The 21065-nt window shown below is 68.4% G+C and carries 23 protein-coding genes; 12 read left to right on the top strand and 11 right to left on the bottom strand.

What is annotated here, in order from left to right; all coding sequences use genetic code 11:
• Positions 1-90: 90 nt before the first annotated feature.
• Positions 91-1200, bottom strand: coding sequence for a lytic transglycosylase domain-containing protein (locus HWX39_RS08440; protein ID WP_175966979.1), 1110 nt, complete (start codon positions 1198-1200; stop codon positions 91-93).
• A gap of 596 nt (positions 1201-1796) precedes the next feature.
• On the opposite strand from HWX39_RS08440, the gene HWX39_RS08435 reads away from it, so the two are divergent.
• Positions 1797-3353 carry a UbiD family decarboxylase gene (locus HWX39_RS08435; protein ID WP_175966976.1) on the top strand — a complete coding sequence of 519 codons (1557 nt, stop codon included), beginning with the start codon at positions 1797-1799 and terminating at the stop codon, positions 3351-3353.
• A gap of 68 nt (positions 3354-3421) precedes the next feature.
• Positions 3422-4090 carry a LysE family transporter gene (locus HWX39_RS08430; RefSeq protein WP_175966974.1) on the top strand — a complete coding sequence of 223 codons (669 nt, stop codon included), beginning with the start codon at positions 3422-3424 and terminating at the stop codon, positions 4088-4090.
• A 124-nt stretch (positions 4091-4214) separates the two neighbouring features.
• On the opposite strand, the gene HWX39_RS08425 is transcribed toward HWX39_RS08430, so the two are convergent.
• Complete coding sequence (locus tag HWX39_RS08425; protein ID WP_175966972.1) at positions 4215-4517, bottom strand: hypothetical protein; 303 nt, start codon at positions 4515-4517, stop codon at positions 4215-4217.
• On the opposite strand from HWX39_RS08425, the gene HWX39_RS08420 reads away from it, so the two are divergent.
• The 3 genes from HWX39_RS08420 to HWX39_RS08410 all read left to right on the top strand — a co-directional run bounded on the left by HWX39_RS08420 (position 4504) and on the right by HWX39_RS08410 (position 6602).
• Positions 4504-4812: a hypothetical protein gene (locus tag HWX39_RS08420; RefSeq protein ID WP_175966969.1), complete on the top strand. Its 309-nt coding sequence runs from the start codon at positions 4504-4506 to the stop codon at positions 4810-4812. The genes HWX39_RS08425 and HWX39_RS08420 overlap by 14 nt on opposite strands.
• 221 nt (positions 4813-5033) lie before the next feature.
• Positions 5034-5963 carry a DUF2520 domain-containing protein gene (locus tag HWX39_RS08415; RefSeq protein ID WP_175966967.1) on the top strand — a complete coding sequence of 310 codons (930 nt, stop codon included), beginning with the start codon at positions 5034-5036 and terminating at the stop codon, positions 5961-5963.
• Positions 5964-6038: 75 nt separating this feature from the next.
• The gene (locus HWX39_RS08410) at positions 6039-6602 is read left to right on the top strand and encodes a YggT family protein (RefSeq protein ID WP_175966965.1); all 564 of its coding nucleotides are present in this window, start codon (positions 6039-6041) and stop codon (positions 6600-6602) included.
• Between the two features lie 9 nt (positions 6603-6611).
• On the opposite strand, the gene HWX39_RS08405 is transcribed toward HWX39_RS08410, so the two are convergent.
• The 5 genes from HWX39_RS08405 to HWX39_RS08385 all read right to left on the bottom strand — a co-directional run bounded on the left by HWX39_RS08405 (position 6612) and on the right by HWX39_RS08385 (position 9601).
• Positions 6612-6962, bottom strand: a complete 351-nt coding sequence (locus tag HWX39_RS08405) for a DUF190 domain-containing protein (protein ID WP_175966963.1) — start codon at positions 6960-6962, stop codon at positions 6612-6614.
• Positions 6963-6985: 23 nt separating this feature from the next.
• Positions 6986-7372 carry a fluoride efflux transporter CrcB gene (gene crcB, locus HWX39_RS08400; protein ID WP_175966961.1) on the bottom strand — a complete coding sequence of 129 codons (387 nt, stop codon included), beginning with the start codon at positions 7370-7372 and terminating at the stop codon, positions 6986-6988.
• Positions 7373-7566: 194 nt separating this feature from the next.
• Positions 7567-8442 (bottom strand): Sir2 family NAD-dependent protein deacetylase, encoded by an 876-nt coding sequence (locus HWX39_RS08395; protein ID WP_175966958.1) that lies wholly within the window; start codon positions 8440-8442, stop codon positions 7567-7569.
• A gap of 182 nt (positions 8443-8624) precedes the next feature.
• A complete protein-coding gene (locus HWX39_RS08390; protein WP_175966956.1) occupies positions 8625-9005 on the bottom strand; it encodes a DUF4406 domain-containing protein in 381 nt (126 codons plus the stop codon).
• A complete protein-coding gene (locus HWX39_RS08385; protein ID WP_175966954.1) occupies positions 9002-9601 on the bottom strand; it encodes an NUDIX domain-containing protein in 600 nt (199 codons plus the stop codon). Before HWX39_RS08385 ends, HWX39_RS08390 begins: the two co-directional genes overlap by 4 nt.
• 81 nt (positions 9602-9682) lie before the next feature.
• Here HWX39_RS08385 and HWX39_RS08380 point away from each other — a divergent pair, with 81 nt between their 5' ends.
• The 3 genes from HWX39_RS08380 (at position 9683) to HWX39_RS08370 (ending at position 11807) form a co-directional block, all read left to right on the top strand.
• Positions 9683-10438, top strand: coding sequence for a DeoR/GlpR family DNA-binding transcription regulator (locus HWX39_RS08380; protein WP_175005844.1), 756 nt, complete (start codon positions 9683-9685; stop codon positions 10436-10438).
• Positions 10439-10659: 221 nt separating this feature from the next.
• Positions 10660-11271, top strand: a complete 612-nt coding sequence (locus tag HWX39_RS08375) for a chromate transporter (RefSeq protein ID WP_175966952.1) — start codon at positions 10660-10662, stop codon at positions 11269-11271.
• Positions 11268-11807, top strand: a complete 540-nt coding sequence (locus HWX39_RS08370) for a chromate transporter (protein WP_043181677.1) — start codon at positions 11268-11270, stop codon at positions 11805-11807. Before HWX39_RS08375 ends, HWX39_RS08370 begins: the two co-directional genes overlap by 4 nt.
• Positions 11808-11875: 68 nt before the next feature.
• Here the strand turns inward: HWX39_RS08370 and scpB are convergent, their stop codons facing one another.
• The 3 genes from scpB to HWX39_RS08355 all read right to left on the bottom strand — a co-directional run bounded on the left by scpB (position 11876) and on the right by HWX39_RS08355 (position 15289).
• Entirely contained in the window at positions 11876-12685 is an 810-nt protein-coding gene (scpB, locus tag HWX39_RS08365) for a methylmalonyl-CoA decarboxylase (protein WP_175966950.1), read from the bottom strand.
• Complete coding sequence (locus tag HWX39_RS08360; RefSeq protein WP_175966948.1) at positions 12682-13905, bottom strand: CaiB/BaiF CoA-transferase family protein; 1224 nt, start codon at positions 13903-13905, stop codon at positions 12682-12684. The genes scpB and HWX39_RS08360 overlap by 4 nt, the downstream gene beginning before the upstream one ends.
• A 61-nt stretch (positions 13906-13966) precedes the next feature.
• Positions 13967-15289: an MFS transporter gene (locus HWX39_RS08355; protein WP_175966946.1), complete on the bottom strand. Its 1323-nt coding sequence runs from the start codon at positions 15287-15289 to the stop codon at positions 13967-13969.
• A 169-nt stretch (positions 15290-15458) separates the two neighbouring features.
• Between HWX39_RS08355 and HWX39_RS08350 the strand changes: the two genes are divergently transcribed.
• The 3 genes from HWX39_RS08350 to HWX39_RS08340 all read left to right on the top strand — a co-directional run bounded on the left by HWX39_RS08350 (position 15459) and on the right by HWX39_RS08340 (position 17629).
• Positions 15459-16388: a LysR substrate-binding domain-containing protein gene (locus HWX39_RS08350; RefSeq protein ID WP_175966944.1), complete on the top strand. Its 930-nt coding sequence runs from the start codon at positions 15459-15461 to the stop codon at positions 16386-16388.
• Positions 16389-16518: 130 nt separating this feature from the next.
• Positions 16519-16860: an SMR family transporter gene (locus tag HWX39_RS08345; protein WP_175966942.1), complete on the top strand. Its 342-nt coding sequence runs from the start codon at positions 16519-16521 to the stop codon at positions 16858-16860.
• A 124-nt stretch (positions 16861-16984) separates the two neighbouring features.
• The gene (locus HWX39_RS08340) at positions 16985-17629 is read left to right on the top strand and encodes a LysE family transporter (RefSeq protein WP_175966940.1); all 645 of its coding nucleotides are present in this window, start codon (positions 16985-16987) and stop codon (positions 17627-17629) included.
• Here HWX39_RS08340 and HWX39_RS08335 read toward each other — a convergent pair.
• The gene (locus HWX39_RS08335; protein WP_175966938.1) at positions 17615-18775 is read right to left on the bottom strand and encodes an enolase C-terminal domain-like protein; all 1161 of its coding nucleotides are present in this window, start codon (positions 18773-18775) and stop codon (positions 17615-17617) included. The genes HWX39_RS08340 and HWX39_RS08335 overlap by 15 nt on opposite strands.
• Positions 18776-19049: 274 nt before the next feature.
• Here HWX39_RS08335 and HWX39_RS08330 point away from each other — a divergent pair, with 274 nt between their 5' ends.
• A complete protein-coding gene (locus tag HWX39_RS08330; RefSeq protein ID WP_175967658.1) occupies positions 19050-20999 on the top strand; it encodes an arylsulfatase in 1950 nt (649 codons plus the stop codon).
• Positions 21000-21065 lie beyond the last annotated feature (66 nt).

Here is a 21065-nt window from a genome sequence, read left to right as displayed (position 1 = left end):
CCGCGCACGGCAAAAACGAAAAGGCACCCGGATCGGGTGCCTTTTTCATTGCCTGCCGGCTGCAGCCGTGCGGTACGTTACCGCCGCACGTTACGCGCCAAGCTCCGAATGGTCGCCGTGCGACTGCTTCGCGGTATCGACGCTCGCGTCGTCCTGGGACGTGGCTTCCTTCGATGCCGTCGATTTCGGCGACGTTTCGAGCGTCGCATGCACGCGCTTTGCGCCGCCCGCGGCTGCCGTCATCGCGGCAGCCGTGACGATCGGCTTCGCCGGCGCCTGCGGCGCGTTGACCGGCACGCTGCGGCCGTGCGCCACGTCGCGCAGGCGGGCACGCTCGGCCATCACCTTCGCGCCGTAAGCGGTGTCGTCGGGGTTCGTCGAGCCGTTGTACAAGCGCAGGCCGCTCGCCAGCGAGCCGCCACGTGCGATGCAGTCCTTCAGGACGAGTGCGCCGACCTGGAGGTTCGCGAGCGGCTGCAGTGCGGTATCGGTGCCGCCGAAATACTCGAACTTGTCGGAATGGACCTTCGACATGACCTGCATCAGGCCCTTCGCGCCGACACCGCTTTCGGCGTACGGATTGAAGCCCGACTCGATCGCCATCACGGACAGCAGCAGCAGCGGATCGAGGCCGACGTCACGGCCGGTCTGGAACGCGGCCTTGACGAGCTGGCCGAGCGGCTCCTGTGCGACGCGGTAGCGACGCGACAGGTAGGTCGCGACGAGCGCCTGCTCGCGATTCGATGCGAGCGCACGGTCGTCACGCGCATCGGCCGCCACGCGCTGGGTCGGAATCAGTTTGGCGAGCGCGACGGGCGACGGGCCGTTGCGGGCCGGATCGGACGCATCGCCCTGCTGCCCGGTGGCTTCCGGTGCGACGTCGAGGCCGACCGCAAGCGCGTCCGTTTCGGGGCTGTCTTCCTGCTGCGGCTGCGCGCCGGCGGGCGCGAAGTTCGGCAGCGGATGGCCGGTCAGCAGGCGTGCCGGACCGGCTTGCACGGCCGCGGATACGACCGGCATCAGCTTCGCGGCGAGCGTGCCGCGGACGGTTGGCAGCAGCCACAGTGCGAGCGCAACTGCGACAGCGAGACAGCCGACAACGCTGAATAGATGGTGACTGACACGCGTCCCGCGACGCAGCATGCTGCGCACGAATTGCGCATGCTGCTCACAAGGACGCCACGATAACCAAGCGTTCATTCAGATCATCTCCCATGAACATGACTCGTGCGGCTCGCTCAGCTCGAAGGCGAGACAGGTAACGCGCCGCGGAATCACGACGCCGCACGCTTTGGTTGGGGCGTGCAGGCATCGGGGAAACGGTATAAGTACCGTTCGAGGCCACGGTGTAAGAGGGCCGGCACCTTCGCACACTGGGCGAGGCGGGCATACGCGGTGGCACCCACGCAAAAAACCAGCGTCTGGTGGCGCTGGCTGAGACTACGACTAAAGCCGTCGGATACGCCGTGCAGGATTCGGCGGACGGTGACGCGCTGCGTCAAAGATCGGTGATTGGCGGCTCGAAGCCTTTTACCCTGCAGCCAATGTGAGCGGATTCTAGCAGGGTTTTATAGATCGTCAACACTATAAAACATTGAAATCATAACAAAAAGTAATTTACAGGCACTCTCAAGATCGCAATCCCCGTGCCGTAGAGGGTTTGCGCGCAGTCGACTTTTTTCTCCGTCGGGCGGGCAAGCGGCCGCGCGGGTAAAATCGTCGGTCGATTCGGGGTCGCAGCCGGCCGCTGCGCCCGCCCATCGCTGCCCGCCTTGCGGGTGGCCCGGACCTTCTTCATGAAATACAAAGACTTACGCGATTTCATCCAGCGCCTCGAGGCGCTCGGCGAACTGCGGCGCGTCACGCAGCCCGTGTCGCCCGTGCTGGAAATGACCGAGCTATGCGACCGCGTGCTGCGCGCCGGCGGCCCTGCGCTGCTGTTCAACGCGCCGACCGGCTACGACTTCCCGGTGCTCGGCAACCTGTTCGGCACGCCGCGCCGCGTCGCGCTCGGGATGGGCGTCGATGCGGGTGACGACGCCGCGCTCGATTCGCTGCGCGATCTCGGACGCCTGCTGTCCGCATTGAAGGAACCCGATCCGCCGAAGAGCCTGAAGGACGCCGGCAAGCTGCTGTCGCTCGCGAAGGCCGTGTGGGACATGGCGCCAAAGTCGGTGTCGTCGCCGCCGTGCCAGGAGATCGTCTGGGAAGGCGCCGACGTCGACCTGAACAGGCTGCCGATCCAGACCTGCTGGCCCGGCGACGCGGGACCGCTCGTCACGTGGGGCCTGACGGTCACGCGCGGACCGAACAAGTCGCGGCAGAACCTCGGGATCTACCGCCAGCAGCTGATCGGCCGCAACAAGCTGATCATGCGCTGGCTCGCGCATCGCGGCGGCGCACTCGACTTCCGCGAATTCGCGCTGCAAAACCCCGGCAAGCCGTATCCGGTCGCGGTCGTACTCGGCGCCGATCCGGCCACGACGCTCGGCGCGGTGACGCCAGTGCCCGATTCGCTGTCCGAGTACCAGTTCGCCGGCCTGCTGCGGGGCAGCCGCACGGAGCTCGCGAAGTGCCTGACGCCCGGCGTCGACACGCTGCAGGTGCCAGCGCGCGCGGAGATCGTGCTCGAAGGTTTCATCTATCCGCAGGAAGGCGCGCCCGCCCCCGCTCCGGCCGGCGCACCGCCGCGCCCGGCCGGCAATGCTTCGGCCGCGTACGAGCACGCGCTCGAAGGCCCGTACGGCGACCACACCGGCTATTACAACGAGCAGGAGTGGTTTCCGGTGTTCACCGTCGAGCGCATCACGATGCGGCGCGACGCGATCTACCACTCGACCTACACGGGCAAGCCGCCCGACGAGCCCGCGGTGCTCGGCGTCGCGCTCAACGAGGTGTTCGTGCCGCTGCTGCAGAAGCAGTTCACCGAGATCACCGACTTCTACCTGCCGCCCGAAGGCTGCAGCTACCGGATGGCCATCGTTCAGATGAAGAAGAGCTACGCGGGCCACGCGAAGCGCGTGATGTTCGGCGTGTGGAGCTTCCTGCGGCAGTTCATGTATACGAAGTTCATCGTGGTCGTCGACGAGGACGTGAACATCCGCGACTGGAAGGAAGTGATCTGGGCGATCACGACGCGCGTCGACCCGGTACGCGACACCGTGATGGTCGACAGCACGCCGATCGACTATCTCGACTTCGCGTCGCCGGTTGCCGGCCTCGGTTCGAAGATGGGGCTCGACGCGACCAACAAGTGGCCCGGCGAGACCAGCCGCGAATGGGGCCGCCCGATCGAGATGGATGCGGCAGTGAAGGCGCGCGTCGACCGGCTCTGGCAGGAGATCGGTCTCTGAGGCCATGCGGCCGGCGCCTGCCGGCCCATGGCGTGCCATTGCCACAAATCGCCACAAGAACAAAGCTGATGACCTTTCCGCCCGCCTCCATGCTGTCCGACGGTTTCTTTCTGTCGCTGTCGCTGTGTCTCGACATCGGCCTCGTGAACGTCGCGATGCTGTCGCTGACGCTGTCGCACGGCTTCCGGCCGGGCTTCTGGCTCGGCATCGGCTCGTGCGTCGGCGATCTCGTCTACGCGGCGCTCGCGCTCGCGGGGATGGCCGTGCTGCTGCAATTCGAGCCGGTGCGCTGGATCGTGTGGATCGGCGGCGGTGCGGTACTGCTGTTCCTTACGTGGAAGATGGCGCGCGAAGCGCTCACGCCGGCCAAGGCGACCGGCGACGATGCCGACGACGCGCCGCAGCCGCGCGCCAGCGCACGGCGCAGTTTCCTGCGCGGAATGTTGCTCGCGATGTCGTCGCCGAGCGCGATCCTGTGGTTCGCGGCGGTCGGCGGCGCGCTGATCGCGAAAGCCGGCGCGACCACGCCCGCCACCGCGTCGGTGTTCCTGTCGGGCTTTTTTCTCGGCGGCCTCGCATGGACGCTCTTCATGTGCACGCTCGCGAGCCAGGGCCGCAAGCGCGCGGGCGCCGGGCTGATGCGCGCGTGTCACATCGCGTCGGCGCTGCTGTTCGCGTATTTCTCGTACAGCGTGATCGTCGGCGGCTACCGTGACCTGATCGTGCACGCGGTGTAATCGAGGCCGGCCTGCATGGGCCGCGCGACGATGTCAGGCCGCGGCCCCAAAAGAAAAACGGCGCAGCGCCCCACTCGGGACGTTGCGCCGTTTTGCCACGCGCGGCCTGGCCGCGCGGCACGAATCAGCGACGCCAGTAGCCGTGATGGCCCCAGCCGCCGTAACCATAACCATGATGCCAGTACGGACGACCATAGTAGCCACCGACGACCACGGCGGGCGGCGGCGCGTAGTAGGCCGGCGCCGGTGCGTAGTAGACGGGCGGAGGCGGCGGCGCGTAGTACACGGGCGGCGGCGGTGCATAGACGGGATACGCGGGCGCGACCGGGATACCGATGCCGACCCCGATCGACACGTGAGCTTGCGCAGCACTTGCGGCACCCAGGCCCAGCGCGGCGGCGGCGATGAACGGAATGAGCTTTTTCACTTCGATTCTCCTGCTGGAGCGGTATTTTATGCGCCCCTGTCGGCAACGGCGGGCATGCACGTCGCATGGAAGCAATGTAGCGAAAACCCGCCCCTCACGTGTCGTGCATTTGTTGCAAATTGCAATTGCACGCGGCCGGCGCCGCCGTGCGGCGTGGCTTGCAGCGCCTGCGGCGATCCTTGCGGGCCGCGCGATTCCGTCCGACGAGTCGGGTCGCAACATCATGGCCGGTCAGTCTTACCGGATACGGCGCGTGCGGCAGGCACGCAACCGTAATGAACGATTACAAATTTGAGACAAGATGCCGACATTTCAAGCCGGATACGGGTATGACATGTTTCGGGGTCGGATTCCAGGATCGTGAATCGACCGCGACGCCCGGCGCCGATACGCGCTCGATATCGCGTCGCATACCGGTCGGCCAGGCACTTGCCTACATGGAACCGGCCGTTGCGCGGCCCCGCCGTCATTCCTGCGATACTGGCGGTTGCTTCGTTTTCGCTTACGCCCGCTGCCATGTCCCTCCCCGACACACCCCGCCTCGGCTTCATCGGCGCCGGCCGTCTCGCGCGCTGCGTCGCGCAGCGCTTCGCGCTGGCCGGCTTTCCGGTCGTCGCGATCGCGAGCCGCACGCCCGCGTCCGCCGCGGCGCTCGCCGCGCGCATCGACGGCTGCCAGGCGGTCGACACGCCGCAGCAGGTCGCCGACGCCGCGAACCTGATCTTCCTGACGGTGCCCGACGACCATCTCGCGTCGACCGCCGCGGCGCTGCACTTCGATGCTTCGCGCGCGGCGCAGCAGGCCGTCGTTCACTGCAGCGGCGCGTCGGCGGTCGCACTGCTCGATCCGGCGAAGCAGCAAGGCGCGGCTACCGGCGGCTTCCATCCGCTCTATCTGTTCGGCGGCGCCGACGCCGACCTCGCCCGCATCGACGGCTGCTCGGTCACGATCGAAGCCGACGGCGCGTTGCACGCGACGCTGATGCGACTTGCTGCCGCACTCGGCTGCCATCCGCTGTCGATTCCGGCCGGCGGCCGGATGCTCTATCACGCGGCCGCGCACTATGCGGCGAGCTTCGCGCTGTGCGGGCTGGCGGAAGCGGTCGAGCTGTGGCGCGGCCTCGGCTTCGACGAGGACGCCGCGCTGCGCGCGCTGCTGCCGATGCTGGCCGGCACGATCGAGACCGCACGCGACAAGGGGCTCGCGAACGCGCTCTCCGGCCCGGTGTCGCGCGGCGATACGGGTATCGTCGAACGCCAGTTGGCACTGCTCGAAGCGCGCGGCGGCGATCACGCGACGCTGTACGCGCTGCTGACGCGCCGCGCGGTCGCGCTCGCGGCGCAGCGGGCCACGCCGCCGGCGTCGCTGGCGGCGCTCGCCGAAGCCGTCGAAACGTCGCTCGCGCGCACCGCCGCGCCCCCCTCCCCGTCGCGAGACGAGGCGTGATAAGGTGTCGGCCGATGCGCCGCCATCCGGCGTTGGCGGCCGCACGCTACTGACTGTATAAAAAGGATGCCAACGATGTTCGGCGAGATCGCCCGTTTTCTGCTCAATACCGTCTTCACGCTGTTCGGCGCCGCGCTGATCCTGCGCGTCTGGATGCAGGCCGTCCGCGTACCACCGTACAACCCCGTCACGCAAGCCGTGCTGCAGGCGACCAACTGGCTCGTGCTGCCGCTGCGTCGCGTGATCGCGGGCGTACGCGGCATCGACTGGGCCAGCGTCGTCGCCGCGCTGCTCACCGCGCTCGTCTATGTCGTGCTGATGGTCGTGATGGCCGGCTTCGACCCGGCGTCGGTGATCGCGACGCTCGTCGTGGTCGCGCTGCTCACCGTCGTGAAGTGGGCGCTCAACCTCGTGATCTGGATGACGATCCTGATGGCGCTGCTGTCGTGGCTCAACCCGCGCTCGCCGGCGATGCCGATCCTCTTCCAGCTCACCGCGCCGTTCCTGAACCCGCTGCGCCGCATCATCCCGAACCTCGGCGGCATCGACCTGTCGCCGATCCTGCTGTTCGTGATCGTGCAGGTGCTGCTGATGATCGTCACGCGCGCCGCCGTGTCGCTGACGATATTCGGCATCTGACGCCGCCCCCTACGCCGCCGGCCCTTGCGCCGGTGGTGGGCCGAGCGTGTCGATCACACCGAAGCGCGCCGGCATCATCGCGTAGCACACGCGTACTTTCTCGTGCGACAGGCGGTCGAGCAAGCGCTGCGCCTCGTCCTCGGTGACGATGAATTCGATCTCGATCGCGAGCGATCCCTGCAGTTCGAAGAAGCGATCCTCGTGCAGCACGCGATGCTGGCCGAACCCGGCCATCGCGCGAAACGCGGAACCGCCCGCGACGCCCATCCGGTTCGCCTCCTCCAGCAGCCATTCCCACAGCGGTTTCCAGTGCAGCCGATCCTTCTCGTGCACATAGAAGCGCAGGAAGATCTTGTCCATCGCACCCTCCGATGGCGGCACGCTCAGGCCGCCGCGAGCCATACGCGCGCGGTCCACATGCCGAGCGCCGTCAGCGCGAACGATCCAGTCAAGTGTAGGGCAGCCACCGCAAACGCCCATCCGAATTCGCCCTGCACCGCATGCGTCATCACTTCGACCGAATAGGTCGAGAACGTCGTGAGGCCGCCGAGAAAGCCCGTGATCACGAACAGCCGCCACTCGGGCGGCAGCCCGACGCGGGTCGTGAACACGACGGCGGCGATGCCGATCACGTAGCCGCCGATCAGGTTCGCGGCAAGCGTGCCGAGCGGCACGGCGGGAAAGAATGCGTTGAGCGCGAGGCTCAGGAACCAGCGCAGCAATGCGCCGAGCCCGGCGCCGACGAAGATCGCGACGATCGAATAGAACAAGGGCGCTCCCGGTCGATGAGGCGGCTGGATTCGGCCGCCGGCCCCCGGTTGCCCGGGGCGATGTCCGATCCCGGCCCCCTCCGGCGCGTGCGCGGGCGGCACACGCTGAACTGTATGCGGATTCACCGCGCCCCTGCAACGGCGACCGCCGGCGGGATACCCGCTCGTTCAGGTCGTCTCGCCCGCCCGCGGGCTCACGCGCGTTGCCAGGCTGCGTCGAGTGCGCTCAGCGTTGCCAGCGCGCCGCCCTTCAAGCCGATCACGTCCGCACGGCGCGCATGCGCTTCGCGCGCGTTGATGCGGATCACGTCGGCGCCGAACCGTTCGCTCAGCAGGCGGACGGTCGGAATCGCGGTGCCCGCGCCGATCTCGACCACCGCGATCCGCCCGGCTTGCGCGATCCAGTCCTCCAGCGCGCGCTCCTGCGCGTCGTAGCGCGCACCGAGCCAGCCGGTGTCGCCGAACATCAGGATGTTCGGCCGCGCGAGGCCGCCGCAGTGCGGACAGCGCGGCATGTCGCCGACGAGGCGGCAGGTGGCTTCGTCGACGTCCGGCACGAACGGCGCCGCGTCCCACGTGTCGTCCGAACAGGGGCGCAGGCACTGCATCGCGTGGATCGAGCCGTGGATCTCGACGATCCGCGCCGGATCGAAGCCGGCTTTCTGGAACTGGCCGTCGACGTTGCTCGTCAGGACGAAGCCGCCGTTCGGCATCGCGTCGATCCAGCGGCGCAGGATCGCGAAGCCCTCATGCGGCACCGTCGCGCGGTAGAGCGCGAGACGGTGCCCGTAGAAGCCCCACGCGAGCGGCGCACGCGCACGGAACGCGTGCGGCGATGCGATCTCGTGGAATTCGAAACGCTCGTGGCGCAGCGCCGGATACGCGCGCCAGAACCCGTCCGTGCCGCGAAAATCGGGCAGCCCGGAATCGACGCCGATACCGGCGCCGGCCGTCACGAGCAACGCGTCGGCGCGCGCGAGCGCGCCAACGGCGGAGGCGACGAGATCGTCGGGCAGTTGCGCGGCAGCGGCAGCAGCAGCAGTGGAGTCAGCGGAATCGGAAAACGGCATGGTGCGGCGGCGGTAGTGTCGAGCGGTGCGCGGGTGGCGTCGCGATCATACGCCGGATCGCGTGCAGCGCGGCGTGCGCGATGCAACGGCACGACGCGCAGCTCGTCCGGCCGTGGGCGATACAGGCGGCCAGGCGATGCAGGATGCAGCCTGAGGCGCCGCGACCGGGCGCCCCCGCCTGCTCAGCTATCCGAATCGTCCGGTGCGACCGGAATGTCGTCGACCGCGAAATAGACCGCCTTGCCAAGCTGCCGCGCGAGGGCGACATCGGCGTCCGCCCCGCGCGACGCGCCGTCGATGCGCAGCACCGCGTCGCAGCGGCACAGCAGCCGGTGCGCGGCCGGGTACAGGAACGCCTCGCTGATCGCGTCGCCGACCTGTCGCGACCCGGCCGCGACAGCGAGCGGCAGCGACACCCACTCGCCGATCATCGGCACGTGCCCGCGGCGATACACGGCGAGCGCCGCCTCCTCCAGCCGGCGCAGGTTCGCGACGATGCGCGCGGGGTCGCCGTCCGTGCCGCTGCGATAGGGGCCGGCGACCAGCACGAGCAGCGGCGTCATGCCGGGCGCACGCCGGCGGTTTCCCGCAGCGCGACGTACTGGAGCAGCATGATCGTCTTCGCGTCGACGATCTCGCCGCGCTCGACCGCATCCAGCGCCGCCTGCAGCGGCATCTCGACGACCTCGAGATCCTCGCCCTCTTCCGCGACGCCGCCGCCGTCGCCGGTGCGCAGCGACGCATCGTATTCGCCGACGAAGAAATGCAGCTTCTCCGTCACCGAGCCCGGGCTCATGAATGCCTCGAACACCTTGCGCACGCCGCGCACGCGAAAGCCGGTTTCCTCCTCGGCCTCGGCGCGGATGCGCGCTTCGGGCGTCGCGTCGTCGAGCAGGCCGGCAGCGGCCTCGATCAGCATGCCGTCGTGCCCGCTGACGAACGCCGGCATCCGGAACTGCCGCGTCAGCAGCACATCGCCCGTCCCGGCCTTGCGCAGCAGGATCGTCGCGCCATTGCCGCGATCGTAGGTCTCGCGGCTCAGGCGCTGCCACGTTCCGTCGCGGCGCAGGAAATCGAACGTCACCTTCTTCAGCACATACCAGTCATCGGACAGCACCGTCGTATCGACGATGCGGACACGGTCCCGCGTTGCAGCCATCCCAGCCTCCGGTTCGACAAAAGACGGCGCCCATGGTAACGTGTATATTCGTGCAATTTCAAGAAAATTCGTGCAAACACGATGCTGACGACACAACGCAAGAAAGCGATCCTCGACGCACTCGCGCGCGACGGCCAGGTGCTGGCGGTCGAGCTGAGCGCGCAATTCGGCGTGTCCGAAGACACGGTCCGCCGCGACCTGCGCGAGCTCGCGGCCGAAGGCCTGCTGCAGCGCGTGCATGGCGGCGCGCTGCCGGCGTCGCCGGCCGTTGCGCCGTTCGCGCAGCGCGAGGCGCTCGAGACGGCCGAAAAGCGGCGCATCGCACGGCGGGCCGCGGAAATGATCGCGCCCGGGCAGGTGGCGATCGTCGACGGCGGCACGACTTCCGCACTGCTCGTCAGCCAGTTGCCGGCCGACCTGCGCGCGACCATCGTCACGCACAGCCCGAGTGTCGCGGTGGCGCTCGCCGCGCATCCGTCGATCGACGTGATCCTGATCGGCGGGCGGCTTTACAAGCATTCGATCGTCGCCGTCGGCGCGGCGGCGATGGAAGGCATTGCGCGCATCCATGCGGACCTGTACTTCATGGGCGTCACGGGCGTGCATCCGGTCGCGGGGCTCAGCACCGGCGATTTCGAGGAAGCGGCGATCAAGCGCGCGCTGGCCGAACGAGCGGCCGAGACGGTCGTGCTCGCGTCGCAGTCGAAGCTGCGCGCGGCGTCGCAGTTCGTGATCGGCGAAATCACGCTGGCGCATACCGTGGTGGTCGAAAAGGAAACCGACGCCGCGTTGACGAAGCCGATCGAGGCGGCAGGGGTGACGGTCGTGCGCGCGTAGCGGTGACGGGGCGCGCCCATGAGGGATTTGTGGATTTGTGGATTTGTGGATTTGTGGATTTGTGGATTTGCAGACTTGCGGATTTGCCGGATGCGCCGGAACGCACCCGTCGACTCGGCCGCGGGGCTTTCATCGCGTCGCCGCCGCACCCATGTCAGCGTGCTGACAGGGTCCGCTTGCTAACATGGGCGATCGCCCAACCGCCACGCGCCGCCCACCCGATGCCCCCGCCCTCCGCCGCCACCTCACCTGCACTGCCTGCAGGCGAAGCAACGCCGCCCGGCGTCCTCGCGCTGTTCATCGCGTTCTCGCAGATCGGCCTGACCAGCTTCGGCGGCGGGCTCAGCGGACGGATGATGCGCGACTTCGTGTACGAGCGGCGCTGGCTCGACGAGGAAGCGTTCCTCAACGGCCTCGCGCTGTCGCAGGCGTTGCCGGGCGTCAACGTGAAGAACCTCGCGATCTGGATCGGCTACCGGCTCGCCGGATGGCGCGGCGCGATGGCCGGCTTCACCGGCATCATCGCGCCGCCGGCCGTGCTGATCGTGCTGTTCGGCGTCGCGTTCTCGACCCTCACGCGCTTCCCGCTCACGCATGTCGCGCTCGCCGGTGCGGCGGCCGCGGCGATCGGGCTGTCGATCTCGATGGCGATCACGGCCGTGCGCCGGTTGCCGCGCCGCGTGCTGCCGCTCGGGGTGATGGCCCTCACCTTCGTGTCGGTTGCGGTGCTCCACTGGCCGCTCGTATGGACCGTGCTCATCGGCGGCACGCTGAGCGTCGCGCTCGAATACCGCCGCGCGGCCACCGCGCCCGCCGGGAGCGACAAGCCATGACCGCATCGCAACGCTACGCCGCGCTGTTCGGCGTGTTCGCGCCGCTGTCGATCGCGACGATCGGTGGCGGACAGGCGATCATCGCCGACATCCAGCGGCAAGTGGTCGACGTGCATCACTGGATGACCGCCACGCAATTCGTGAACGATTTCGCGATCGCGCGGATGGCACCGGGCCCCGGCTCGCTGCTGGCGACGCTGATCGGCTGGCAGGTGGCCGGCTTCTGGGGGGCGGTGATCGCGACGCTCGCGCTGTTCGGCCCGACCGCGTTCCTGATCTACGGCGTCGCGCATCTGTGGCGGCGGCACCAGGGCGCGCGCTGGCAGATCGCGCTCGAGGCCGGCCTGCGCCCGGTCGCGGCCGGCATGATCCTCGCGTCGGTGTGGGTGCTGCTGCAGGCGCTCGACGGCGGCTGGGCCGCGCGCGCGATAGCGGTCGCGTCGACGCTGTGCGTGATGTATACGCGCGTACACGCGCTGCTGCTGATCGCGATCGGCGCGCTGCTGCTCGTCGGCGTGCACGCGCTCGGCATGTGAGACGCGGCGACGCGAGCACGTCCGCGCACTTTTCGCCGCCGGTTCGCCCGGCTCGTGCAACCCATCGCCTAGACGCCGCGAAACGCCGGCGTGCGCCGCTCCTCGAACGCGCGCAGCCCTTCGTCGAAATCCGCGCCTTCGCACGCTTGCCGGCGCAGCTCGGCAATCCGTTCGAACGCGTCGGCCGGCAATGGCCGCGCGTCCTGCAGCACGCGCAACTGCTCCTTCACCGCGTGCACCGCAAGCGGCGCCTTCGCGGCAATCGTGCGTGCGACGTCGAGCGCCGCATCGTCGACACCCCCCGCATCGACCAGCCGGTTCACGAGCCCGTGATGCGCGGCGCGCTCCGCATCGAGCGGCTGCGCGCAGAAGAACATCTCCTTCAGCACGTGGATCGGCAGATTGTCGTAGAAGCGCAGCAGGCCGCTCGTCGAGTACGGCAGACCGATGTTCGCGGGCGTCATCGCGAAGCGCGCGTCGCGCGCCGCCACCACCAGGTCGCAGCTCATCACGAGATCGACCGCCCCGCCCCACGCCGAGCCCGACACCGCCGCGATCACCGCGCCCGGATAGGTCCGCACGCGCCGCAGCGCGCGTTCGAGCGGCTTGCCGTACGCGAGCGGATCGCGATCGTCGGCCAGTTCGCGCAGGTCGTGCCCCGCGCTCCACACGTCGCCGCTGCCGTCGTTCGACAGGATCACGACGGGTGGCGGACGGTGTCCGGCCAGCGCGTCGAGGCGCGCGACGAGCGCTTCGAGCAATGGCGCGTCGAGCGCATGCCGTCGCGCCGGATTCGCGAACCGCACCCGCGCGATCCGCTCGCCAGCCATGTCGACCGTCACGCGCGACGCGCCGTCGTGTTTCGTCGTGTGGTTCATTGCACGGCCTCCGTCACTGCTTCCGCCTGGAAGATCGCGCGCCCGGCCAGCAGCGCGTCGATCGCGTCGTCGCCATAGCCCGCTTCGCGCAGCACGTCGATCGTATGCTCACCCAGCAGCGGCGGCGCATGGCGCGTGCGCGGCGCCGGCACGGCGTCACCCATCCCGCCGAGCGGCGTGACGACCTGGCGCAGCGTGCCGAGCGTCGGATGCGCAACCGGCTCGACCAGCCCGCAATGCGCGAGCTGCGGATCGTCGAACACTTCATCGAGCGTGTTGATCGGCCCGGCCGGCAGCCCGGCGTCGACGAAACGCTGTGTCCATTCGCGCTTGCCGCGCGTGCGCAACCGGCTTTCGAGCAACGCTTTCAGTTCGTCGCGGTGCGCGACGCGCGCGTCGTTGGTCGCGAAGCGCGGATCGTTCGGCAGCTCGGGCAGATCCAGCAACTGGCACAGCCGCAGCCACATGTCGGACGTGATCGGCGCGAGATTGAGCGGCCCGTCTGCCGTCTCGAACACGCCGTACGGCGCGATCACCGCGTGCGCATTGCCGGTGCGGCGCGGCACGTCGCCGAGGCTCAGGTAGCGTTGCCCGTGCACGCTCAGCAGCGAAACCAGGCTTTCGAGCAGCGACGTGCCGACATGCTGGCCGCGCCCCGTGCGCTCGCGCTCGTACAGCGCGGCCATCACGCCGGTCGCGACCCACATCCCCGAGCTGAGATCGCCGATCGCGGTACCCGTGCGGGTCGGCTCGCCATCGGGAAAGCCGGTGAGGCTCATCAACCCCGCATAGCCCTGCGCGATCTGGTCGAAGCCCGGCCAGTCGCGCAACGGGCCGCGCGGGCCGAACGCGGTGACGCTGCCCATCACGAGCCGCGGGTCGCGCGCACTCAGCGTCGAATAGCCGAGCCCCATCGCGTCCATCGTGCCGGCCTTGAAATTCTCGATCACGACGTCGGCCTGCGCGATCAGCCGCCGCACGACGTCGAGTCCTGCCGGCTGCCGGAAATCCACGCAGATGCCGCGTTTGTTGCGGTTGCAGGACAGGTAGTACGTGCTCACGCCGCGATCGAACGGCCCCCATGCACGGCTCATGTCGCCGTGCGGCCCCGATTCGACCTTGATCACGTCGGCGCCGAGATCGGCGAGCACCATCGAGCAGAACGGCCCCGACAGCGCGCGGCTCAGATCGACGACCCTGATTCCTTGTAATGCCTGCATTCCGGACTCCTGATATTGATGACTGGGGGTGGCTGGTTGCCGGGCGTTCGCGGCGTGCCGCTCATTCGGGCAGCGTCTGGTGGCGCGTTTCGACCGCGAACGGCAGGATCAGTATGCCGAGCCCGAACACGGCCGCGGTCCATGCAACCGGCACGCCGAGCGATCCGTAACCGTGAATCGCGGCGCCGAGCAGGAAGTTCACGCCCGCGCCGATGAAGCGGCCGACCGACGCGTTGAACGCGAACGCGGTGGCACGCACGCGCGTCGGGTACTGCTCGGGCAGCCAGAGCGAGAAGATCGCGAAATTGCCGCCGAAGAAGCCGAGGAACACGAGCGACACCATGAACGCCGCGAGCCCGTTCGGCTGGTAGAACGCCCAGCCGAACGCGAACACGATCGATGCGGCCATGCCCGCGAAATACACGCCGAGCGCCGCACGCCGGCCGAGCCGTTCGGACAGCCACGGCGCCACCAGGCAGCCGGCGATCGTCGCGCACGACAGGATCGCCGCGCCGATCGATGCGAGCCGCATCGCACCGATGTGGTCGATGCCCGCGCGCGCGGCCAGCGTGCTGACCGCGCTCGCCTCGTAGACGGAGCCGGCCCACAGCCCGACGATCGCGACGCCGACGAGGCTCGCGCTCGTCAGCGTGCGGCGCAGGAAGGCCGGCGCGAAGATCTCGCGCAGCGGATGTGCGCGCCGTGCGTCGGCCGCGTCGCCGTCGCGTGCGTCATGCCGGCGCCACTGGCCGGGCTCCTTCACGCGCATCACGGTGAACACCGCGAGCAGCGCAGGCGCGAGGCCGCACAGGAACATCGCACGCCAGCCGTAGGTCGCGCCGATCGTGTAGTTCAGGCACGCCGCGATGAAGAAGCCGAAGTAGTAGCCCGTCTGCAGATAGCCGGCGCCCATCTTGCGGCGGTCCTCCGGCCAGCTCTCGGCGACGTAGGTGCCCGCGAGCGCCCATTCGCCGCCGACGCCGATCCCGGCGATCAGCCGGCACGCGGCCAGCGCCCACACGTCGTGCACGAACGCGGCCGCGCCGGTGAACACCGAGTAGATCAGGATGCTCGCCGCGAGCGTGCGGACGCGGCCGAAGCGGTCGGCGAGCGGCCCCCAGATGAACGACAGCCCCCAGCCGATCAGGAACAGCGCGAACAGGATCGAGCCGTACATCCCGAGATTCGCGGGCGTCGCCGCGATGCCGGACGCCGGCAGCAGCTCGGTCAGCGCGGGAATCAGCACCAGCGCATAGATCACCGAATCCACGCCGTCGAGCACCCAGCCCGCATACACGGCCCAGAAGCCCTTGACCTGCTCGCGCGTGAGCGGCGTGCGCCGCGGCTTCGCGCCGGCCGCCGGCGCGTCGATCGCCTTGAACATCTTCGTCTCCTTGCCGGCGTGGCCGGCGCTTTTGCCGCGTCCGGTCCGGAATGGCCGGCACGCAGGCTCTTGTGTGAGACGAGTATAGAAACACCATCGATCGCGGAAAAATATGATATTCATCTTGCTCGATCGGATTCACTTATGACTCGAATCGGAAGGGGCGGAGATGGACTTGAGGCAGTTGCGCTATTTCGTGAAGGTCGTCGAATACGGCAACGTCACGCATGCGAGCGAGGCGCTGCATGTCGCGCAGCCGGCGGTCAGCCAGCAGATGCGCAATCTCGAACAGGATCTCGGGATGCAGCTGCTCGAACGCAGCGTGCGCGGCGTCGCGCCGACCGCTGCCGGCCGCACGCTGTACCAGCACGCGCTCGAACTGCTGCGCCAGGCCGACGGCACGCGCGAGCTGCTGCGCCGCGATGCCGACACGCCGCAGGGCCGCGTGACGGTCGGCATGCCGTCGAGCACCGCGCGCGTGCTGGCCATTCCGCTCGCCCGCGCGGTGCGCGACCGCTACCCGGGCATCATGCTGGAACTGATCGAGGCGCCGAGCGCCGATCTCGACACGTTGCTCGAACGCGCGCGGCTCGATCTCGCGATCGTCGTCGACGCAGTCGACACGCGCGGCATCGCGATCCACCGGCTGCTGACGGAAACGCTGTACCTGATCACGTGGCCCGGGTTCCAGGTGCCGGACGATCCCGTGCCGCTCGACGCGATCGCGCAGATGCCGCTCGTGCTGCCGAGCGCGCCGAACACGATCCGCAACCGTGTCGACTGGGCGATGCGCGAGGCCGGGCTGTCGTACGAAATCAGCTTCGAGGCAAGCTCGACCGGGCTGCTGTTCGCGGCCGTGATGGCGCAGCTCGGCGTGACGATCCTGCCGTGGACGGCCGCGCACATCGAGATCGAGGAACGCAAGCTCAAGCTGTCGACGGTCGCGCACCGGCTGTTCGCGCGCGACCTGTCGCTGTGCTGGCACGATACGGCGCTCGTCAGCAACGCGGTACAGAAAGTGAAAGCGGAGATCGTCCGGCTGTTCGACACGCTCGGGCAGCGGCCGGAGTGGGCGGCCGGGCAGGCCGGCCGTGCGTGACCGGAGCGCCGCGTGCGTTGCGCCTTGTGCTGCGAAGCCGCGCGTACTAAGCTGCGTTCATCCTGGGTACCGCTGACACCTCCACTCCTCCTCGCCGCTCGGTATAAGCGTCGGGGGAAGGAGGCCGTTCGTGTCCCCGTTCCAGTCTGCCTGGCTTCTGCTGGGCGTCAGTGTCCTCGCCGAAGTACTTGGCTCCGTCGGCCTGAAATATTCGGCCGGCTTTTCCCGCCCGCTCCCCTCCGCGCTCACCGTAGTCTGTTACGCATGCGCGGTCTGGCTGATGGCACTCGCGACGAAGCGGCTCGAAATGGGACTCGCGTACGCGAGCTGGGCCGCCGCCAGCACCGCGGCCACGGCCGTGATCGGTATCGTCTGCTTCGATGAATCGGTGTCGTCGCTGAAGCTCGCCGGCATCGCGCTGACCGTTTGTGCGCTCGTCGCGCTCAACCTCGGCGAGGCGGCGACGCGCTGACCGTGATCACCGCCGGTTGCCGGCACGCGGGCACCGGGGGCATTGACAACCTCCCCCGGCGCCCCTTAACGTTGCTCGCATCGTAACCATCACCGGTTCAGCTTAAGAGGTTGTCGGCCCGCTCGTGCTCGACACCTCTGCCTTCGTCGAAGGCCTGCTGCTTGGCGCCGCACTGTTCACGTCGGTCGGCCCCAAGGACGCGTTCGTCATCAAGCGCTCGATCTCGAGCCCCCATCTGCTTTCCATTGCCCTCGTCTGCGCAGGCAGCGACGCGTTGCTGATCGCGCTCGGCGCGCACGGGTTGTCGGCGATACTATCGCGGCATCCCGGTGTGGTGTCGGCCGCGCTGTGGGCCGGCATCGCGTATCTCGCCGGCTATGGCCTGCTCGCGCTGCGCTCGGCGATCTGGCGGCGACGACCCGGGCACGTCGATGGCCCACACACGGGCAATGAGCCCACGCTCTCGCGCACGGTGCTCGCAACCGCCGCCGTCTCATTGCTCAACCCGTATGCGTGGATCGACACCGTGCTGCTGCTCGGCACGATGATCGTGAGTCACGTGCCGGCCGCACGGGCGCCGTTTGCGTTCGGTGCGATGGCGGCGTCGCTCGTATGGTTCCTGATGCTCGCCTATGGCGCACGTGCTTGCCGTGCGTGGTTCACCCGTACGCTCGCATGGCGCGTGCTCGATTTCTTCGTCGCGGCGATGATGCTCGGCTTCGCGGTGCGTTTCGCGATCGACGCGCTTCAGGCGTCAGCGGCTCGATAAGCTGCGAAACAGGTCGTGCGCGCCGGCATGCAGTTCGAAGCCGATGCCCGGTGCCTGCGGTACCCGTGTGTATCCGGCGTCGACGCTTGCGCCATCAGCCAGTCCGCTGAATGGGTGAAACGCGAATGGACTGACTTCCGCCCCGCCGAGCCCGAGCGCCGCGACGACGTGCAGCGAGAACAGGTGGCCGCCGTGCGGCCAGAATGCGTCGCGCCGCCAGCCGCGCGATGCGAAGTGATCCACGATCTGCAGATAGCCCGGCAGTCCATAGCAATGGACCGGATCGAACACGAGCACGTCGCGCTCGGGACGCAGGCCGCCGTAGCGGTCGAGCAGTTTGGCTTCCGCGAGCGAGAACAGCGCTTCGCCGGCCGCGATCGGCGCTGCGTAGCGCGCGGCGAGATCTGCCTGGAGCGGCAGGTCGAGCGGATCGCAAATGTCCTCGAACCACCAGAGATCGAACGGCGCGAGCATCGCGGCGCCAACTTCGACGGTCATCGCATCGTATGTGTTCATCGCGTCGACCGCGAGATGCGAACTGTCCGCCAGTTGCGCGGCAGCCGCTTCGATGCGCCTGCGGTCCTGATCAGGATCCGCGCCTCCGATCTTGATCTTCGCGTGCGTGTAGCCAAGATCGGCAATGCGGCGTATCTCGTCCGACAGACGCGCGAGGTCGTCATGCGGATAGCGGTAGCCGCCCCCCGCGTACACGCGCACGCGTGGTGCGGCCGTGCGTTCAAGCCGGTCGGCGAGAAAGCGATGGAGCGGCAGGCCGGCGATTTTCGCGGCGGCATCCCAGATCGCCATGTCGAGCGTACCAACCGCGACGCATCGTTCGCCATGTCCGCCGGGCTTCTCGCCGGCCATCATCGCGCGCGATGCGCGGAACGGATCGAGGTTCGTGCCGGCTTCGTCGGCGAGCGTGTCGGCGGCGGCCAGCAGGCGCGGCGCGAACCGTTCGCGGATCAGGCCGCCCTGCGCAAAACGGCCGATCGACGCGTAGCCATAGCCTGTCACCGGACGACCGTCGCGCACGACGTCGGTGACGACCGCGACGACGCTCGTCGTCAGGCCGCCGGACGGGATCGCCGGATCGGCATAGCGGGACACGGGAATCGCGCGTTCGTGGATCGCGGTGATGCGCATGGTTGGGGCTCCGGTAACGCGGTGGACGCATGCGCATGAGTCGCGGCGCGGCCCGCACGGCAGGTGAATCGCAGCATCATAGGCGCTTGCGCGGCAACTTGCTTGCCCTGCCGTCGGCCGGCGTGGCCGGCGTGCGGCGAACGACGCGCCCCGTCGCGATTCGCCCGCCGCCCGCCATCGCGCAGGACTTGCATTGCATCGAAGAAATGCAGATTTGGTGGCCTTGTGCCGACTGCTAGCATCGACAGCTTTCATGAATCGGACGACCGACGGAATGACACTGTATCGGGGATTTCGGCCGCGGCGCGCCCGCGCTGCAGCCTGCGCGGCGACAATCGGCGCGGCACTTCTGGCAGCCGCCTGCGGCGACACGAATTCCGGCGGCGCAACGGACGCGCCGCAGATTGCGGCAAAACGACCCAATATCCTGTACATCATGGCCGACGATCTCGGCTACTCCGACATCGGCGCATTCGGCGGAGAGATCGACACGCCGAACCTCGATGCGCTCGTGCGCGAAGGCCGCATCCTCACGAACCATCACGTCGGCACGGTTTGCGCGATCACGCGCGCGATGCTGATCTCGGGCACCGACCACCATTTCGTGGGCGAAGGCACGATGGGCGTGCCCGACGACGAACGTCGCGGCCTGCCGGGCTACGAAGGCTATCTGAACGATCGCGCGCTGTCGGTTGCGCAATTGCTGAAAGACAACGGATACCACACGTACATCTCCGGCAAATGGCATCTCGGCGGCATCGTCGATGCGACCGTCAACGGCGGGCACGGGCCGGAGCAATGGGGCTTCGAACGAAGTTTCGTGCTGCTGCACGGCGCGGCGACCAACCATTTCGCGCACGAACCGGCCGGCTCGCGCAACTATACGGAGAACGGCGTCGCGGTTCAGCCCGGCCAGCCCGGGCAGCCGGGCGGTGCCGGCGGCCGGCCTTCGGTGTTCTACTCGACGGATTTCTACACGCAGAAGCTGATCGAGTACATCGATTCGAACCGGGGCGACGGCAAGCCGTTCTTCGCATACGCCGCCTATACGTCGCCGCACTGGCCGCTGCAGGTGCCCGAACCCTATCTGCACAAATACGCGGGCCGCTACGACGCCGGCTACGACGCGATTCGCGACGCCCGCGTCGCGCGCCAGAAGGCGCTCGGCATCATTCCCGCCGACTTCACGCCGTATCCGGGCGCACCCGAGCGACTGACGATGCAAGCGCCGACGACGGGCTATGGCAAACCCGGCGCGAAATACGTCAGCGCGGTGCACGGACCCGCGGACGGCTACGTCGACTACGGGCCGGGCCTCGTCAAGAAAAAGTGGGCAAGCCTGTCGCCGGCCGAGAAGAAGGCGCAGGCGCGCTACATGGAGATCTATGCGGGGATGGTCGACAACCTCGACCACAACATCGGCCTCTTGATACAGCACCTGAAGGACATCGGCGAATACGACAACACGTTCATCATGTTCCAGTCGGACAACGGCGCGGAGAGCCAGCCGATCGACCCGATCGGGGACCCGACTGCCGTCGACGTCCAGAACGCGAGCGAACCGGTTTATTCGGCGCTCGGCACCGACAACGGTCAGGCCACCGCGCAGCACGTGACGTACGGAATCCGCTGGGCGGAGGTCAGCGCCACGCCGTTCAGGATGACGAAGATGTCGTCGGGCGAAGGCGGCGTATCGACGCCCCTGATCGTGCGCCTGCCCGGCCAACACACGCAGCTTCCGACCCTGCGCACGTTCTCGCACGTGACCGACAACACCGCGACATTCCTCGATCTTGCCGGCGTCGCACCGCCGAGCCAGCCGGCACCGCCGCTCGTCAATACGCTGACAGGCGTCGACCAGAATGCGGGCAAGGTCGTCTACGGCAACCGCTACGTGTATCCGGTGACCGGCACGTCGCTGCTGCCGCTGCTCACGGGCAAGACGAGCGCGGCGCCGCACGCGGCGCCATTCGGCGACGAAGCATACGGCGCGGGCTACCTGCGCAGCGCCGACGGCCGCTGGAAAGCGCTGTGGACCGCACCACCGACGGGGCCGGCCGACGGTCACTGGGAACTGTTCGACCTGGCCGCGGATCGCGGCGAGACGAACGACGTATCCGCCCAGCACCCTGATCTGGTCGATACGCTCGTCCGGCAGTGGAGCGATTACATGACGCGGGTCGGCGGCGTCGAACCGTTGATGCCGCTGGCGTTGTGGATGTGACGAGGCGGCACGGCGCGACGACGCCCCGCCGGACGTAACGCAGATAGTTCGTGACGCATGAACGGC

The organism is Burkholderia sp. BCC0322 (genome assembly GCF_902833045.1).
Lineage (GTDB): Bacteria > Pseudomonadota > Gammaproteobacteria > Burkholderiales > Burkholderiaceae > Burkholderia.
The sequence above is the reverse complement of the archived record's forward strand: the minus strand, read 5'-3'. Positions and strand labels throughout refer to the sequence as shown.